This is a genomic window from Vicinamibacterales bacterium (assembly GCA_036012125.1).
Taxonomy (GTDB): Bacteria; Acidobacteriota; Vicinamibacteria; order Vicinamibacterales; family UBA823; genus UBA11600.
Map to the genome: position 1 here is coordinate 1 of DASCOS010000021.1, position 15,708 is coordinate 15,708.

Consider the following 15,708-nt stretch of genomic DNA (forward strand, 5'->3'; position numbering starts at 1 on the left):
AAGGACACCTCCTTCGGAAAAACCTTCCAACGATACGGGGGCACCCCAGTTCTCCAGAGGCCGACCGGTCTTGGCGTCGAGTGCCCACAGAAAAAAGGCTGGCGTCGTGATGTAAATCACACCCCGTCCATCCACCTCAGCGTAAGCGACACCCTTTCCAAAATCTGTCCTCGGTGAACGTAAATACCTCATCGTCTCCGGCTCGCGAAAAGTCCAAAGCCTCTCGCCAGTAGCGGCGTCGATCGCCACTACCTGCCGCCGCTGACCGGTGACCGTGAAAAGCACACCATCCACAAAGACCGGCGTGGACCGAGAGGTATACTCGACACCCCCACCTGAGTTATGCCCTTGCCAGATCCAGGCGACTTCCAGATCCGAAAAATTTGAGGCGTCGATCTGATTCAGTAGCGGAGCAGACCTGGTACTCCCCGCATCACCGCCCAAGTAGCGCCACTCCCCGCCCTCAACGCCAGTCAACTGCGCAGAGCACACGGCAGGAACTCCCAAGAGCGCCAAGGCTAGGACACCACAATCGCATCGAAGTTGCTTCATCATGCCTCCTGCTCGAGTGAAGGACGAAAGCCTATCGCTGCTCGGCAGCGGGTCAGCTTAAACAATCCCCTTCTCTCGAAAAATGTCTTTTATCACCCCTGGGAGGAGAGACATTTTACTCACCTTCTCCACGTCACCATTGAGTGCGAATACCCAAGAATCATCTCTGGTTTGAACATATCCGACAATCCAACCAATTGAGCCATTCCATCCAGTCTTAAACCGTAATTTGTAGTTGGCCGTCTCTTCCATCAGCATAATGTTGCGTAATTCTTCATAGGAAGAATCAGAAAATGGGGAGCTTCGTTCAATAACCTGTCTAATGAAACCAACTTGGTCTACTGCGCTAATTCTCAAAGAACCATCAAGCCAAAATTCAGTCGAACTAAAGTTGTTATCCAAATCACCATATTCGGAAAGAGTTAAGTAATGCTTATATTGTTTCGCACCAATCTTCTTTGCCAATAACTGATAACACCAAACACAGGAGACCCTGAAGGCACTTTTTAAGGAATGGTTTCTGTTCCAAGTTTGAATTGAGTGCTGAGCACCATCCCAAATAAACATTTCATCTTTGTTATTTGCAACTCCCTCCTCCAGCGCAATTAAGGTATTCATGATTTTAAAAGTAGACGCTGGAGAGAATTCCCTCGTAGCACGAGGGGCATTATGTATGAAGCGTTGGTTGGAACTCGTCGAGGCAAGCACGATGGTCCCATTCAAGTCGTGTTGGGCAAAGATTTGAGCAATACCCGCATCTTCTCCTGGGGTCGGGGCGTTCTGCAGCGCATCAGTCGGCACACTCACCATCGCAAGCGCAATACCCGCGAGGCCGCTGAAACAGGCGTGTCGTCTAGTCATCGCCCTCACTTCATCCCGTTCAATGATTCATCTACGAAAGGTTATTGCTGCCGCGAACGAGCAGCTACCCATTCCTGGGCGAGCCGGGTTGCTTCGGTAATCTCGGCGGGCACCATACGCTGCGCGAGTTCGTAGCGCTGCTGGGCATACAGCCTCCGTGTGAATTCATCCGTCGCACCGTTCCGAGCGAGCTCGAGCCACATATAGGCCATGACGGCGTTCTCCTCAACCCCGGCTCCATAGGCCAACATGTACCCGAGGGCTCCCTGAGCTGGTGCGTAGCCCTGCTCAGCCGCCCGCCGGTACCACTTTGCAGCCTCGGCATCATTACCGTCCACGCCACGATTCCTGAAATACAACAGACCGAGGTTGTATTGTGCTGGAACATGACCTTGGTCAGCCGCCAGGCCAATCCATCGCGCTGCCTCAATGTCATCCTTCGCTACACCTCGCCCTGCGTAGTACCAACTACCGAGCTGGTTCTGCGCCTCGGCATCTCCTTGCTCGGCCAGCGCCCGGATTTCAGTGACCTCTGTAGGTGTCGGCTCTTGGCTAGCGTACATCGCCATCGAGTACACAAACACCACAGACAGATTCGCCAAAAAGAGGAACTTAAAGCCTTTCATCATCGGCAGGACCAAAGATTACGAGACACTTCTAATCACCGGCCATTCTAGCGATGTCCTCAGATGGGCTCAACGTAGCGACCCAGGGCTCACGGAGGAGTCACGGAGCAGGTCACTTCGGCCCAACTGTAGGTGATCCGAGTGAACCATCGGAAGCCTGGGTCATAGCCGGAATCCGACCATGCAGTCCAGAGCTGAGAAACCGGAAAGAGTGACAGTGAAAAGATCTCATCGGTACGAACGAGGCTCTCATGAGAAACCGTGACGGCATCCAACTGGGGATCCCGGGTATCAAAAGTTCCGCCCCCAAACGCATACGTGAAAACTTCCGCAGTTAAGTTGGCCGCGCACCACTTTCCGGTGTAGACGGCCCAAATATCAAGAGACTGGTCCTGGAGTCTGCCCCAACTCCCCTTGCCTTGGTCAACGATATCCGCTTGGGTCGTCACGTAGCCTACGGTGGTGGGCACAGTCGGACTAGGACGAACCATTCCCCCGCAAGAGACAACGCTGAGGCTCACAACCACGGTCAGCCGGACAGGAAACCGTCGCCTGCTCAGACGCAAACATTACACTCCGTCCACAATCACGAGCCGTCCGGTGCTGTTGTCGGTTCGCCCGGCCTTGATCGCTCGATAAGGCTCGCTTTGAAGACACCGTTGTGCTGCCTCACTATCTGGAAATTCGACCACAATTTCAATGTCCGCTGATTCACCTTCCCGGTAACCCACCGGACCACCGCGAACAAGGACCTTTCCACCGCATTCCTCAAGAATGGCTACAATTTTGGTTCCATACTCGCCCATGAACCGTGCCTTATCGGTCAAGGTGAAGTGTCCAACTAAGTAACCCTTTGGCATGAGATTAGCGCTCCTTACAAAGTGGTCATTAAAGAAGGTTCATGAACGCACAGCACCCCGAACCGTGAGACTTAACACCATATAGGAAAGAGTGGTAACTAGGACTCATCCCCTCCACGCCACTCTCGGACAAGGCGTTGAGCCTCCGCAAGTTCCTCAGGAGTCATCTGGGTCACCACGATGTCACGATTCTTAATTGATTGCTCCTGCTCGACGGATGGATGAGACGCAGCGAGATCGTACCATAGATATGCCTGCACATTGTCCTGACTGATACCCTGACCGGTCTCATACATGGCCCCAAGGGAATACTGGGCACGAACGTTGCCCTGCTCAGCAGCCTTCCGATACCACTCAACCGCCACTACATCGTCCCTCTCAACGCCTCGACCGTTTGCATATCTTCCTCCCAAGATGACCTGAGCTCCCACGTGGCCTTGGTCGGCCGCTAGTAGGTACCACCTCACTGCTTCCGCTTGGTCCTGCACAACACCTTCACCGTTATCGTACCTGACGGCCAGTGTGAGTTGCGCCGAAAGGTTGCCTTGGTCGGCCGCCTGCGTCCACAACCGGACTGCCTCAACATCATTCTTCTCGACGCCCCGACGATTGATATATCTCCACCCAAGAAGGTACTGGGCAGCAGCATCACCCTGGTCCGCTCGTGTACGAAGTTCAGTAATTTCTTGCTCAACAATTTCCTCTGGCGTCAGGAACAGGTCTGTAGACTCTTGTGAAGCACACGAGGCGACACCAAGAATCATGAAAACGGAAAGGAGGCGGGCGATGGGACCTGCGTGGTAACCCGTCATAGTGAGAGAGACCCTGATCTTACTGCTGGTGGTCTATTGGTTCAACGCATCAGAGGATGCATAATCTGGCCCGTTGATTGTCCGTAGACCGGCCCCGGTCATGTCTACAGGTATAGCCACAACCACGGCACCCGGAGGCTCTCCAGGCCATGTAACACCGTGAGATTACCAAGAATCACAAGCGGCCATGAACCACGAGCGTGTGCCAACTGCACATTGAACGCAACGGTCATTGGTAACAGCACACGATTCGCGGCGACTTGGTCGCCAGCCCAGACGGCCGGGCCTAGGAACACCATCAATAGCGCGTAGGCAACTCCGATACGCCACCAAGGTGCACTCCACTCTCGTTGCCACGCAAGAAACACTGCCTGAGTCGTCAGACTCACGAGCGACAAAAGACTAAATCTCGCATAGGTGCCTGTCCAGCCGAACTCTTGGAGCTCCGCGAGAGTCACATCCCACTTCGCAAGAAAAGTTAATAAAGGGGCAGCAAGATTTCCGCGACCCGAGGACATAGTGACCCCGTGTTCCGAGAAATACAGGTAACCCAACCAAAGAGCCAGGGGCACTGCGACGAAAAAAATGCGAACTAGCGAAGCCGCGTGGTCCTCGACCCTTAATGGACGCCATCTACGTCCAAATAGACACACCCCTGAAAGCAAATTTGTTTCTCGTCCGAGTCCAGAGAACCCGAGCACAGCACTGGCTATCCAAGGCCGTCCACGTTCAATCGCAATAATCGCCAGAGCTAGCAGGAGCAAACTCGGGCCGGCGAGCAAGGACAGACGAACTGATGAGATAAGGCCTTGGCCGAACAAGCAGCCGAACCAAAGCATGAAGTTCCGCAGTGTGAGCGGAGGGAACCAACGAAGAAGCAACCAGGCCAGAATGAACCAACACAAAATGTTCTGCACCGAGTAGGCCTGCAGAATCAAGGCTGGCTGCCCTAGACCTAACAGGAATGCTGTCCAGGAAAATAAGATGCGTGGCGCTCGATACCCAAAGGTGTCAATTGCCTGTTCAATCGCCGGGTCTTGCAGAAGGGGATCAATAGCAAGTTGCGCATAGAACTGGCCGTCGTAGCCAGGGGAGTCCTGATAGACGTAGTGGGGTACCTCCTGCACAGTCGGCAGAACCACCGCCTCAAATCGATCGCCAAAAAGTATTAAGGACGTAAAACCAGTACTGGACGAATAAAAGTTGCTCACCGAAACAAGAAACAGCACAATCACCGCGCTGTATAGCATCTTGATTCGAGTGGCCACCCACATACCGTGAGCAGCGCGAAGGAAGCCGTCGACCTCCTCCCGGTGGTCAGAATAGAGACTCCACAGCGCTCGGCAAACATTCCGAGTTGCCCGAAGCGTTACGGGTAAATAGACCGCTCCAAGGCATACACTAAACGCACTGAGCGACAGCAGTACCCTGTACTGCGAGACCATCGGGAGAACTGCGATGACCAAGAACAGAAAGGACGCCACCGTGATCAGTGCAATCTCGGCGAGCCGAACGTAGCGATAGTTATCGAAGCGAAACAACGGACACGCCAGCACCACGAGAACCACAAACAGCGAAAGGGCGCCAACTATCGACACCGCTTCATAGCGCTCGACACTTTGGGGCACAACGACAAAGCTGAACAATCCATGGGAGAACCCGTGAGCGTTACCGACCTCAAGATGTTGGAGACTCCACCCGTCCCCATCCCCCACTACATGTAGCGTGTCACCAGTCCTTAAACCTGCCTGCACACTAAGGTCGACACGTAGTGTTTCATTCGGGCGAATCTCGAAACGCGACAACGACACATCCCTATCTGCCACCATGATGGACCTAGTTGTCAGCGCCTGGTTATGCAGAGTTAAGACGATTGCAGTCGGCCCTTCCGCGAGGCGAGAAAGATCCGGGAGTATCACCGCCATCGAACCATCCGATGGCAAACGCTCAGAATCCACAACCGAAATACGAACCCGGTCGTAACTAAGATAAACCCGGCCGTAGAGCACGAGCGCGCAACAACCCGCAAGCGCTACGAAGGCCCCGAACCGCTTCAGCCCAGGCCAAAACCTGTGCATCGCCACGTCGTAGGTACCGGCACGAAGGCCGAACAATGAGGCCATTGGAATTAAACGCTGACAGACACCATGTCCGCAATAAATCCGGCAGAGAGCAACCAGTCAGGTGGTGGGTGTCAATCTTGACCTGGGAGCACTCCGACCGTCAGATGGGACGGTAGTTCCACCGACCGGTAAACCCGCTGAGTCGCAACTTCAAAGTCGGACGCATTCGCATTGTATATATCGACGAAGCGTTGCGGGTTGCGATCGATCACCGGAAACCAGGTGCTCTGCACCTGCACCATAATCCGATGTCCTGCCCTAAACGTGTGGTAACGGTCACGAAGGTCAAATGTAATCTCCGTAACCTCACCAGACACCATCGGCCGAGGTTCGGAGTAACTGTCCCGAAACTTGCCTCGGAACACTTCACCTGCCAATAACATCTGAAAATCGCCCATTGGCACATCACAAGCCTGGCCAACTGCATCACCGGGATAAACATCAATCAACTTCACAATCCAGTCCGAGTCCGTGCCACTCGTTGAAACGAATAATGAAGCCACTATCGGACCCGCGATCGTAACGTCCTCGGTCAATATGTCGCTCTGATAGACCAGGACATCTGGTCGTGTGGAGGCGAACCGCTGGTCCTCGATCATCCATAAGTGGCCCTGGGTCGTACGGATTTCAGATGAAAACGGCACAGGGTTCTCCGGGTCACTCACATATTCATCGTAAGTATTGGTGTTGCGACTCAACGGCGGTTCAAACGAGAGCCGCCCATTTGGATGAAAGTAGAGAGAGGCCGGTTCGGCAGCTTCCGGAGGCCACACGTCGTAGGTCTTCCACACGTTGGCGCCGGTTTCGAAGACAATTGCTTCGGCCGCATGCGACTGCCACTCACCAGCACCCTTTAGATGCTGACTAAAAAAGGGATACTGAACTTCGCGCTGGAAATAATGAGAGGTCTTTGAGCCAAACTCCACGCATCCAAGCACATCACCGTCCATCCGGCGCCAGCCACCGTGTAACCAAGGACCGACAACCAGCGTGCTTTGGTTCTGAGGATTCATTTGTTCTAACGTGTAATAGATCGACAGCGGGCCATAGAAATCCTCAGCGTCAAACCAGCCGGCAACGTTCAATACCGGATGGTTAATCCCATCGAGAGACAGGAGTGCGTTCTGCTGTTGCCAGTAGTCGTCGTAGGTGCCGTGTTCCATGAACTCCGTCCAGGCGGGCACGCGGTCCTGAAAATATTGCTCGGTGAGATTGGCCAAGGTTCCAGCCTCCAAAAAGAATCTATAGCCCCAGGGCGTCCCGTAGTCGAAGGCCGTAGCCCGCTGCTCGGTCTGACCTGACCGCGTTTGGGCATTCCGGGACAGCCAAGAGAAGGCATACATGAGGCGGAAAGCCCCGTTGTGGTGCCAATCATCGCCAATAAACATGTCGGAGGGAGAGGCCTGCGGTGAGGAAGCCTCCAAGGCAGGATGCGCGCCGACCATACCCATCACCGTTTGCCAGCCCGGATACGAAATTCCCCATTGCCCAACCCGACCGTTATGGTTCGGAATATTCTGGAGGAGCCATTCGATCGCATCATAGTTATCAGTGCTCTCATCCACGCCAGCGTCATCTGTCCGTAGCGGCTTAATGACCTGAAATTCGCCCTCTGAACGAAATTTTCCTCGTACGTCCTGAAACGCGAAGATATAGCCATCGCGATCGAACTCCACCGACGGACCGATTACATCCAGATATTCGTCGGGACCGTAAGGCGCAATAGAGTACGGGGTCCTTACCAGTAGAATCGGGTAGGTCTGCGATGCGTTCTTCGGGGTGTAAACGATCGTGAAAAGACGCGCCCCGTCACGCATCGGAACCATGTAGTCGGATTTGTCGTAATGCATCCTCACATCAAATGCAGGGTCAGCCGACTGACCGGAAACCGTCGAGCCCGTCAACGTAAGGATGCCCACTGCGGCAGCCATGCCCTTCAAACCTATCCGTTGCGAGACGCGCATTCCACTCCCCCTCAACACAATCTATAGATGACAGACCTATGCACTGCCTCCAATTTCGGTAGAACCCAACGATCTTGTCACATTCGGCAAAACCATCGTACAGGATATGATGGGAGTCGGAACTTTAACTCATTCTCAATGGGAGAACACTGTATGGACCGCCGAACATTCATCACCAGTGGAACGAGTGCCTGGGCTGGTCTTGCTATCACCGGCAACGAATCCTTAGCCATACCCGTTCGCCCCACTCATCATTCCAAGGCTGCGTCAGACACCCAGAAGGTATTGCAACTCAATCACAATTCAAATCCGCTCGGGCTACCGCCTGGTGCCCGTCAGGCAATTCTTGAGACCCTCGAAGAGGTACCACACTATCCACGGGCACGCCGAGGCCAACTTCGGGCCCGGTTGGCCGAACTCCACGGTCTAAGTGTTGATCAGGTCATTCTCGGCGCAGGCTCCACAGAGTTAATCCGTTGTGCGATTCAGGCCCATGCCTCCACCAATAGTCGCCTGCTCCAGGCTCACCCAACCTACGAGAATGCCATCGAATACGGAGAGCCCTTTCCATATCGCGTTGAAAGGGTGGCGCTAACGAGTGACTCCGCACACAACATCAACCGTATGAAGGCGCTCGCTGCCCAGTGGAAGGAACCCACGGTCGTGTATATCTGTAATCCCCATAATCCAACCGGGACGCTTACTCCTAGCGCTGAGGTGGATGACTGGATAGCCTCGGCCACTGACAACGTGTTCTTCGTGATTGACGAAGCGTATTTTCCTTTCGTCGCCGACGCGAGTTACTGGTCAGCCGATAAATGGGTGCATCAGAAGTCCAACGTTCTCGTCACGAGAACATTCTCCAAACTCTACGGAATGGCCGGTCTACGAATCGGGTATGGTCTCTGTGCTGCCAGCACCGCCCAACGATTGGAACTGTTCGCCAACCATAGCCGTCCCAATATGCTCGCACTAGCCGGCGCGTTGGCGGCGCTCGAGGATACCAGTTGGACCCAGAAAAGCCTCGCGATCTGGGAGCAGTGCCGTGAGGTCGTCACAAATTGTCTTGACGAGCTTGAACTGAAGTACTTTCCGAGTCACACGGCATTTCTATTTCACGAAATCCGGGGTGACCAAGCGGAATATAGGCAACGGATGAGTGACCACGGCATTCTCGTCGGTCGGTCCTTCCCGCCGCTACTGTCGTTCAACCGGCTTTCACTCTCGGCTACTCCCGATGAGTTGGAACGATTCACCGATACTCTTCGCAAATTCCGACGGAACGGCTGGGTATAACAGGAGCTGCTGTGATCGTAGTTGCAAATCGAATTCCAGTGGCCGATGGCCAAGAAGAAGCCTTCGCTGAACGGTTCCGCACCCGGGCAGGCCTCGTCGAGGGGCATTCCGGTTTCGTGCGCCTCGAGATTTTGAAACCAACCGAGGTCGCCATGCATGGTCGGTCGATGGGGCGTTCCGCCTACCATGTCGTGCTGACCTATTGGGAGCAGGTGGAAAACTTCGTCAACTGGACGAACAGTGCCGATTTAAAGACGGCCCACTCAGACCGACCGCCCCCGGAAATGTTCGCAGGTGATAACGTGTTTGAACTGCACGAAGTGATCCAATCAGCTTCCAGCGAGCCCAATTAGTTCAACGTCAAACACTAGGGTTGCGTTCCCTGGGATTGACCCGGCTCCATTAGCGCCGTAGGCGAGAGCAGGTGGAATTACCAATCGCCTCTTTCCACCCACACGCATACCAACCACTCCCTGGTCCCATCCAGCGATCACATAACCCGTACCCAAGGTAAAGCTAAATCCGGCCCCTCCAGAGGAGGTGTCAAACTGTTGTCCTTTATTTTCCACAGCACTCGAGGAATACAACCAGCCAGTGTAGTGGACAGTCACGGGATTCCCGTTAGCCGCCTGAGTTCCAGTTCCGACCACGAGATCGGTAGCGCTGAACGAAACGTTAACAGTTGTAGACGTTGAGGTGGGCGCAGTCGGGCTGGAAGCAGACTCTGAACTCCCACAATCCGTATAACCACACGCTGAACACAGAAGCACTACCGCAAGCAACCTTGTGGGGCCCACATTCATCATCAATCCTCAGCTACGTCCAATTCCCAATTCTGTATAACCCGGTCTAGTAAGCAGTGCAACCCCTTATGGATGAACTGCCGAAGGAGATGAAGAGGTCCACATTCGCAATGCCATGGCGACTATCTCCTGAAGCCCGCTAAATATTCAACCGCGAGGTCCGTAACTGCATCGATCGTGGACTGCGGGAGGTGAAAGTGGTTAGCAACGATTGAAAACGCTAACAGTTCATCATCTCTGGTAGTAACGTACCCTGACAGAGCCCGCACATTCGAAATCGATCCTGTTTTTGCACGCGCATTATTTTCTGCAAGCGTATCTTTCATGCGGTGTTGCAACGATGCATCCCGCCCTGCAATGGGTAACGTAGCCTTAAAAGCAGTAGCATGTGTTGTATCTTGATGCATCCTCTCCAATATCGCGATCAACATGTCAGTGGTGACATAGTTGTAGCGTGATAGGCCTGAGCCGTCATACTGCACATACGCTTCGGGGGAAATACCCCAGGATGACAGCACCGCCTGAACGGCCTCCCGTCCATCGGCGACATTGCTCCTCCCTCCATCTTGACCGCCAAGAGTTCTCAGGAACGTTTCGGCATAAAGATTCTGACTGACCTTCATGAGAACTCGACCCGTTTCCGTGAGGGGCGGAGAGCGGTGAAGGAGTAATTGTCTGAGTGGCTCATCGTAGCCATCTTGAAGGGAGTCAACGTCGATGGCGGCACCTCGAACAACGATGCCATTCTCGCTCAATGCCGCTCGTAAACTTCGCACGAAAAATTCTGTGGGATTAGGCACTGATGCTGTTTGCGTAAACGCTTCGGCGGTCACTGGAAGGGACCCGGTAATTTCAAGGACAGCCTGGCCAGGAAGGCGAACGAGATTCAAAGTGGCTGAAGTGTCCGCAGCGCCGGTTCGAGCTCGGATATCCAATTCAAGACCGCTATGCGCAGGACTCACCTCGACGATAATCGGGTCATCCACCGCAGCACCTGGACGAATGTCCAGAGCCACGATGTTCTGATACAGCTGTAGGGACCCAATTGGCGCGGCATATCCATAACCCAAATAATCCCACGCCCACCCAGCCCCGAGCGTGGCTTCGTCGAACACATTATCGTCCCCTATGAGCCGGCCTTCGATAATGCGAATGCCAAGTTGTTTTAGCTTGTTCGACCAGCCACGAAACACCTCCACTGGGTCGGTATGCAAACGATTGAAGGAGGGATCCCCACTACTGCGTACGATGAGGTCACCGCGAAGCGTCCCGTCCTCAATCGGAGCCCCTGTCAACAGTTGCGTCTCATACCGATAATCCCATCCAAGCTGTTCCGCCATAGCTGCCAGCGTCACGGCCTTCATATTTGAGGCCGGCATGACCAACTTGTCAGGGTTCAGACGATAAAGGTCCTCTTGCCTGTCGAGAGACCGAACCGCCACGCTCCACAGCGTGTGATCAAATCGCGATGTTTCGAAGAGGCCTGAGAGATCTCGGTCGAGTTGGACAACGGCCGGTAACGCCTCCCCCGACGTGTTGCGTGTTCTCTCGCGCACCGGAGCGAGGTCTGGTTCCACACGAGCGGTGGAGGTGACACACCCTGTCCCAATCAGGAGCCCTATTGCGCCAAGTACTACCTTAATTGTCATCCTCTCCCAATTTGATGAGGGGAAATCTTAATGCCCTCCGAGATCATTCGCAATATCTCTCAAAATCCCAAGAAAAGTACTCCCTTATACAGATTTCCAAGCTCAGCACATCCTGTGAGCCCTCTACCCTTCCCTTGTGCGCCACTAACTCGATACCAGTTGTGCTATTGAACAGACGAACGGTAGGATAGGGGTGATTTCTTGCATCTTTTGAGGGGGGCCCCTATGTCCATACGTAGGTTGGTAGCGCTCGGAGCTATAGTCATTTTTCTGACGGGAACCTTCGTCTTACTTAGTCTTGGCGACGCCGAAGCCCAGCGAACAGCTAAGCCTGTTCTACACGGTCGGCATTGGATGGCGATCACGGGGAAACCGTTGGCTGCCACGGCGGGCGCAATGATGTTTCAAAAGGGCGGAAATGCCGTCGACGCCGCGTGCGCGATGCTTGGCGCGACCTCTACAATGTTCGACGCTTTAAGTTGGGGTGGAGAAACGCAAGCGTTAATCTACGACCCGAACCAACAGAAGGTGATCGGCATCAACGCGCTTGGTGTTGCTCCGACGGGCGCAACACCGGAATTCTTCCATGAACAGGGAATGGACTTTCCACCCGAGACCGGCCCGCTAGCAGCGGTGACACCAGGAACGCCAGGTGGCCTAATGGTCATGCTTGCCGAATTTGGCACTCTTAGTCTTAAAGAGGTGCTAGCACCGGCGATGCAGATGGCCGACGGCTACCCGATCGAAGAGGGGCTAGCTAATAGCCTTGAGCGGAGCAAAGCCTTACTCAAGGGATGGAAATATTCACGTGAGACATTCTTTCCCCACCTTGGAGAAGCACGTGAGGCACCTCGCACAGGAGAAATCTTCCGCCAGCCCTACCTACACGACACTCTACAGAAGCTCGTCGATACTGAAGCACAGGCACTTGCAGCTGGCCAGAGCCGGAAGGAGGCCATCTATGCAGCCTACGACCGATTCTACAAGGGTGACATCGCCGAAGAGTATGTGCGCGGCTCACGAGAAGGTGGAGGCCTGCACACCCTTGAGGACCTGGCGAACTGGCAGGTTTATATTGAGGAGCCAGTCAAAACGAATTACAAGGGAATCGACGTCTACAAGCTCAATACTTGGGTTCAGGGGCCTGTTTTACTCCAGGCTCTTAACATCCTTGAGGATTTCGATTTGAAGTCGATGGGTTACAACAGCTCAAAATATATCCACACGGTGTATCAAGCTATGAACTTGGCGTATGCCGATCGTGATTTCTATTACGGAGACCCTTACTTCCCGCCAGAGGAACCGGTCAACGGTTTACTGTCTAAGGCATACGCCAAGCAACGTGCAGCGCTTATCAATCCTGATCACAATGACCCGACAATCGGACCAGGCGATCCATACCCGTTCCAAGGGGGAGTGAATCCGTATGGCCACTATCTCGATACCTGGAATCGAACCACTGAAGACCAGGCCGCGAACTGGAGCGACGAGAAGCGGCAGGAATTTGAGGCAGGGTTCTTTGCGGGCACAACAGCAGTGCAAGCAGCTGATGAAAATGGCTGGGTTGTCTCCATCACACCAAGCGGCGGCTGGAATCCAGCCTACATCGCTGGCCGAACAGGCATCGGTATGAGCCAGCGAATGCAGAGCTTTGTGCTAGACCCATCGATAAATCCCTATAACGTTGTCGAACCTGGAAAGCGTCCACGCGTTACTTTGACACCGAGCATGGCGCTGAAAGATGGCAAACCGTTTCTGGCTTTTTCCCTCCAAGGCGGAGACTCCCAAGATCAGAACCTCCTCCAACTCTTTTTGAATATCGTAGAGTTCGAAATGAACGTCCAGCAGGCGGCCGAGGCAGCCAACATTACGAGCTATCAGTTGAAGAGCTCATTCGGTCTGCACGAGGCCGAGCCTGGTCGGTTAACCCTGAACGAGTCAGTCCCACCGTGGGTGCGAGCGGAACTCACTGGAATGGGTTACCGTCTAGACTTTCGCGACCGCACCTCGGGTCCACTGCAAGCCATCTATTTCGATCGAACACACGGCACAATGTGGGGCGGTGCAAGTCATCACGGTGAGGACTACGGAGTCGCTTGGTAGCACTACGTAGCAGGCTAGCTCCTTAATGAAGACCGACCTTGGCTTCTGCGAGTACCCGGCGCAGGAGCCCATCTCTATCTTCTAGTACTGACCGCGCTAGCCGAAACTACAGCTATCGAGGCTGCTCTAGGTATTTCAATAGTTCATTGTCAGTACCAAGAATGAACACCGTTGTTGGGTCCATAGTTTTCTCATACGTCTCCATGGATTTCGTAAAAGCATAAAAGTCGGGATCGCGATTGTACGCGTCACCGTAGACAGCCGTAGCCTCTCCATCGGCTACACCCCGAAGCTCCTCCGCCACACGATACGCCTCAGATTGAATCCGCTGGAGCTCACGATCACGCTCGCCGCCAATCCGTGCGGCCTCCCCTTCTCCCTCGGACCTAAACTCTTCAGCAATTCGCTGTCGCTCGGCAATCATGCGAGCAAAAACATCTTGCTGAACCTCCTCAACGTAGTTGATTCGCTTTAACCGAAGGTCAAGCAGTTCAATACCAAAATCGGCCGTGCTGAGGGCCGAACGTTCAAGAATCTCGGCCGCGATTTGTCCTCGCCCCATCCCAATCTCTTCTAGTATCGCTGCCTCCTCCTCCGATTCCACCAGCACGTCCTCAGGGTCTCTATTGCTACTACGGACAATCTCAATCAGGTCATACCGGGCCACCGAGTTCCTGGTCTCTCCATCGAGAATGTCGTCGAGCCTAGACTGAGCACCGCGCTCATCCCTGAGCCTCTGAAAGAATCGTAGAGGATCAACGATGCGCCATCTGGCATAGGTATCAACCCAGATGAATCGCTTATCCTTCGTTGGAACCTGATTTGGACTTCCATCCCATTCCAAAAACCGTTTTTCAAAGTAATTGGTTTTCTGGATAAACGGCACCTTGAAGTGTAGACCGGGCTCGGTCATAGGATCCCCAATCGGATTTCCAAACTGCGTAATGATGACCTGGTTCGTTTCGTGAACCTGATAGGTCGCACTTGACAGGACGACGAGAGCTAAAACCAACACGAAGAGTTGCGTAACAGTACGTGACTTCATCGGTCACCTCCCGCAGTTGGTACTGGAACTCCAACGGTCTGTCGGAGAGTGTCCAGTGATAACAGAGGCACAACACCGTTCGCATCTTCAGCGAGAAACAGCTTTCCACCAACCTTCGGCAATACCCGTTGCATCGTTTCTAAATAGAGTCGCTGACGCGTCACCTCTGGCGATTGGCGATAAGCATCGTAAACCGCCTCGAAACGAGCCGCGTCGCCTTGCGCCCTGTTCACGCGATCAAGCGCATAGCCTTCGGCCTGAAGAACGGCCTGCTGCGCTTCACCCCGTGCTCGAGGAATGACTGCGTTATATTCAGCGCGCGCTTCATTAATCAATCGGTCGCGTTGCTGCTGCGCTTGATTAACCTCATCCCACGACGGCTTAACCGGGTCTGGCGGATTCACATCCTGTAGGACCACCTGCTCCACCGTGATGCCCATCTCGTACTGGCCAACAAGTTCTTGCAGTTGTTGTTCAACGCGCGTTTCAATGTCCTGGCGTCCAACAGTCAAGACCTCCGTAACGGTCCGGTCTCCAACAACCTCACGCATTATGGCTTCATTCATCGCACGGAAGGTGTCGTCGAGATTGCGGACCTTGAATAGATAATTTTCTGGCTCGGAAACACGATATTGCACAATCCATTCCACGACTGCCACATTCAGGTCGCCAGTGAGCATCACTGCTTCATCGGAGAATTGACGCTCGGAAAAGCGACTTCGAGTGCCGGCCTCAACCGTGCGGAAACCGAACTCGTGCTTCAGCTGTCGCTGAACTGGCACCTTAACCACAGTTTCAATTAATGGTAGTTTGGCTCGGAGGCCTGGATCGGTAGTACGAACATAACGTCCGAACCTCAGAACAACCCCCACTTCCTCTGGTTGGATTTGGTAGAGGGTATTCAGCAACCCTCCCACAATGAGCAAGGCGATTACACCAGTGCCAATACTCTTGGATGAGATGTCTGGCACTCGTATTTGAGAAATATCAAAGCTTTTATCGTCCATAGTTCTG

The 15,708-nt window shown here is 53.9% G+C and carries 15 protein-coding genes; 3 read left to right on the plus strand and 12 right to left on the minus strand.

The features are described 5' to 3' along the window. The 8 genes from QGH09_08145 to QGH09_08180 form a co-directional block, all read right to left on the minus strand. A partial coding sequence (locus QGH09_08145; protein HJO18152.1) for a PQQ-binding-like beta-propeller repeat protein occupies window positions 1–555 on the minus strand: 555 nt, incomplete at its 3' end. 54 nt (window positions 556–609) lie between these two features. Then, complete coding sequence (locus tag QGH09_08150; GenBank protein ID HJO18153.1) at window positions 610–1,413, minus strand: penicillin-binding transpeptidase domain-containing protein; 804 nt, start codon at window positions 1,411–1,413, stop codon at window positions 610–612. A 41-nt stretch (window positions 1,414–1,454) separates the two neighbouring features. After that, entirely contained in the window at window positions 1,455–2,042 is a 588-nt protein-coding gene (locus tag QGH09_08155) for a tetratricopeptide repeat protein (protein HJO18154.1), read from the minus strand. Window positions 2,043–2,128: 86 nt separating this feature from the next. Then, window positions 2,129–2,605: a hypothetical protein gene (locus QGH09_08160; protein ID HJO18155.1), complete on the minus strand. Its 477-nt coding sequence runs from the start codon at window positions 2,603–2,605 to the stop codon at window positions 2,129–2,131. A gap of 3 nt (window positions 2,606–2,608) precedes the next feature. Then, entirely contained in the window at window positions 2,609–2,899 is a 291-nt protein-coding gene (locus tag QGH09_08165) for a DUF1330 domain-containing protein (protein HJO18156.1), read from the minus strand. Window positions 2,900–2,997: 98 nt separating this feature from the next. Continuing rightward, complete coding sequence (locus QGH09_08170) at window positions 2,998–3,711, minus strand: tetratricopeptide repeat protein (protein HJO18157.1); 714 nt, start codon at window positions 3,709–3,711, stop codon at window positions 2,998–3,000. A gap of 104 nt (window positions 3,712–3,815) precedes the next feature. Beyond that, window positions 3,816–5,834, minus strand: coding sequence for a hypothetical protein (locus QGH09_08175; protein ID HJO18158.1), 2,019 nt, complete (start codon window positions 5,832–5,834; stop codon window positions 3,816–3,818). Between the two features lie 71 nt (window positions 5,835–5,905). Further along, a complete protein-coding gene (locus QGH09_08180; protein HJO18159.1) occupies window positions 5,906–7,798 on the minus strand; it encodes a CocE/NonD family hydrolase in 1,893 nt (630 codons plus the stop codon). A gap of 153 nt (window positions 7,799–7,951) precedes the next feature. On the opposite strand from QGH09_08180, the gene QGH09_08185 reads away from it, so the two are divergent. Next, entirely contained in the window at window positions 7,952–9,094 is a 1,143-nt protein-coding gene (locus QGH09_08185) for an aminotransferase class I/II-fold pyridoxal phosphate-dependent enzyme (protein HJO18160.1), read from the plus strand. An 11-nt stretch (window positions 9,095–9,105) separates the two neighbouring features. Next, entirely contained in the window at window positions 9,106–9,447 is a 342-nt protein-coding gene (locus QGH09_08190) for an antibiotic biosynthesis monooxygenase (protein HJO18161.1), read from the plus strand. On the opposite strand, the gene QGH09_08195 is transcribed toward QGH09_08190, so the two are convergent. Together QGH09_08195 and dacB are read right to left on the minus strand one after the other, a co-directional pair. Further along, window positions 9,424–9,705, minus strand: a complete 282-nt coding sequence (locus QGH09_08195; GenBank protein ID HJO18162.1) for an FKBP-type peptidyl-prolyl cis-trans isomerase — start codon at window positions 9,703–9,705, stop codon at window positions 9,424–9,426. The genes QGH09_08190 and QGH09_08195 overlap by 24 nt on opposite strands. A 314-nt stretch (window positions 9,706–10,019) precedes the next feature. After that, the gene (gene dacB / locus QGH09_08200; protein HJO18163.1) at window positions 10,020–11,546 is read right to left on the minus strand and encodes a D-alanyl-D-alanine carboxypeptidase/D-alanyl-D-alanine-endopeptidase; all 1,527 of its coding nucleotides are present in this window, start codon (window positions 11,544–11,546) and stop codon (window positions 10,020–10,022) included. A 225-nt stretch (window positions 11,547–11,771) separates the two neighbouring features. On the opposite strand from dacB, the gene QGH09_08205 reads away from it, so the two are divergent. Beyond that, on the plus strand, window positions 11,772–13,649 hold the full coding sequence (locus QGH09_08205) for a gamma-glutamyltransferase (protein ID HJO18164.1): 1,878 nt from the start codon (window positions 11,772–11,774) through the stop codon (window positions 13,647–13,649). Between the two features lie 112 nt (window positions 13,650–13,761). On the opposite strand, the gene hflC is transcribed toward QGH09_08205, so the two are convergent. After that, window positions 13,762–14,694: a protease modulator HflC gene (gene hflC / locus QGH09_08210; protein HJO18165.1), complete on the minus strand. Its 933-nt coding sequence runs from the start codon at window positions 14,692–14,694 to the stop codon at window positions 13,762–13,764. Further along, window positions 14,691–15,701, minus strand: coding sequence for an FtsH protease activity modulator HflK (gene hflK, locus QGH09_08215; protein ID HJO18166.1), 1,011 nt, complete (start codon window positions 15,699–15,701; stop codon window positions 14,691–14,693). Before hflK ends, hflC begins: the two co-directional genes overlap by 4 nt. Window positions 15,702–15,708: the final 7 nt, after the last annotated feature.

Coding starts and splice junctions, on each gene's coding strand:
- QGH09_08150 (HJO18153.1), bottom strand. CDS start 1,413: ATGACTAGACGACACGCCTGTTTCAGCGGCCTCGCGGGTATTGCGCTT.
- QGH09_08155 (HJO18154.1), bottom strand. CDS start 2,042: ATGATGAAAGGCTTTAAGTTCCTCTTTTTGGCGAATCTGTCTGTGGTG.
- QGH09_08165 (HJO18156.1), bottom strand. CDS start 2,899: ATGCCAAAGGGTTACTTAGTTGGACACTTCACCTTGACCGATAAGGCA.
- QGH09_08170 (HJO18157.1), bottom strand. CDS start 3,711: ATGACGGGTTACCACGCAGGTCCCATCGCCCGCCTCCTTTCCGTTTTC.
- QGH09_08175 (HJO18158.1), bottom strand. CDS start 5,834: ATGGCCTCATTGTTCGGCCTTCGTGCCGGTACCTACGACGTGGCGATG.
- QGH09_08180 (HJO18159.1), bottom strand. CDS start 7,798: ATGCGCGTCTCGCAACGGATAGGTTTGAAGGGCATGGCTGCCGCAGTG.
- QGH09_08185 (HJO18160.1), top strand. CDS start 7,952: ATGGACCGCCGAACATTCATCACCAGTGGAACGAGTGCCTGGGCTGGT.
- dacB (HJO18163.1), bottom strand. CDS start 11,546: ATGACAATTAAGGTAGTACTTGGCGCAATAGGGCTCCTGATTGGGACA.
- QGH09_08205 (HJO18164.1), top strand. CDS start 11,772: ATGTCCATACGTAGGTTGGTAGCGCTCGGAGCTATAGTCATTTTTCTG.
- hflC (HJO18165.1), bottom strand. CDS start 14,694: ATGAAGTCACGTACTGTTACGCAACTCTTCGTGTTGGTTTTAGCTCTC.
- hflK (HJO18166.1), bottom strand. CDS start 15,701: ATGGACGATAAAAGCTTTGATATTTCTCAAATACGAGTGCCAGACATC.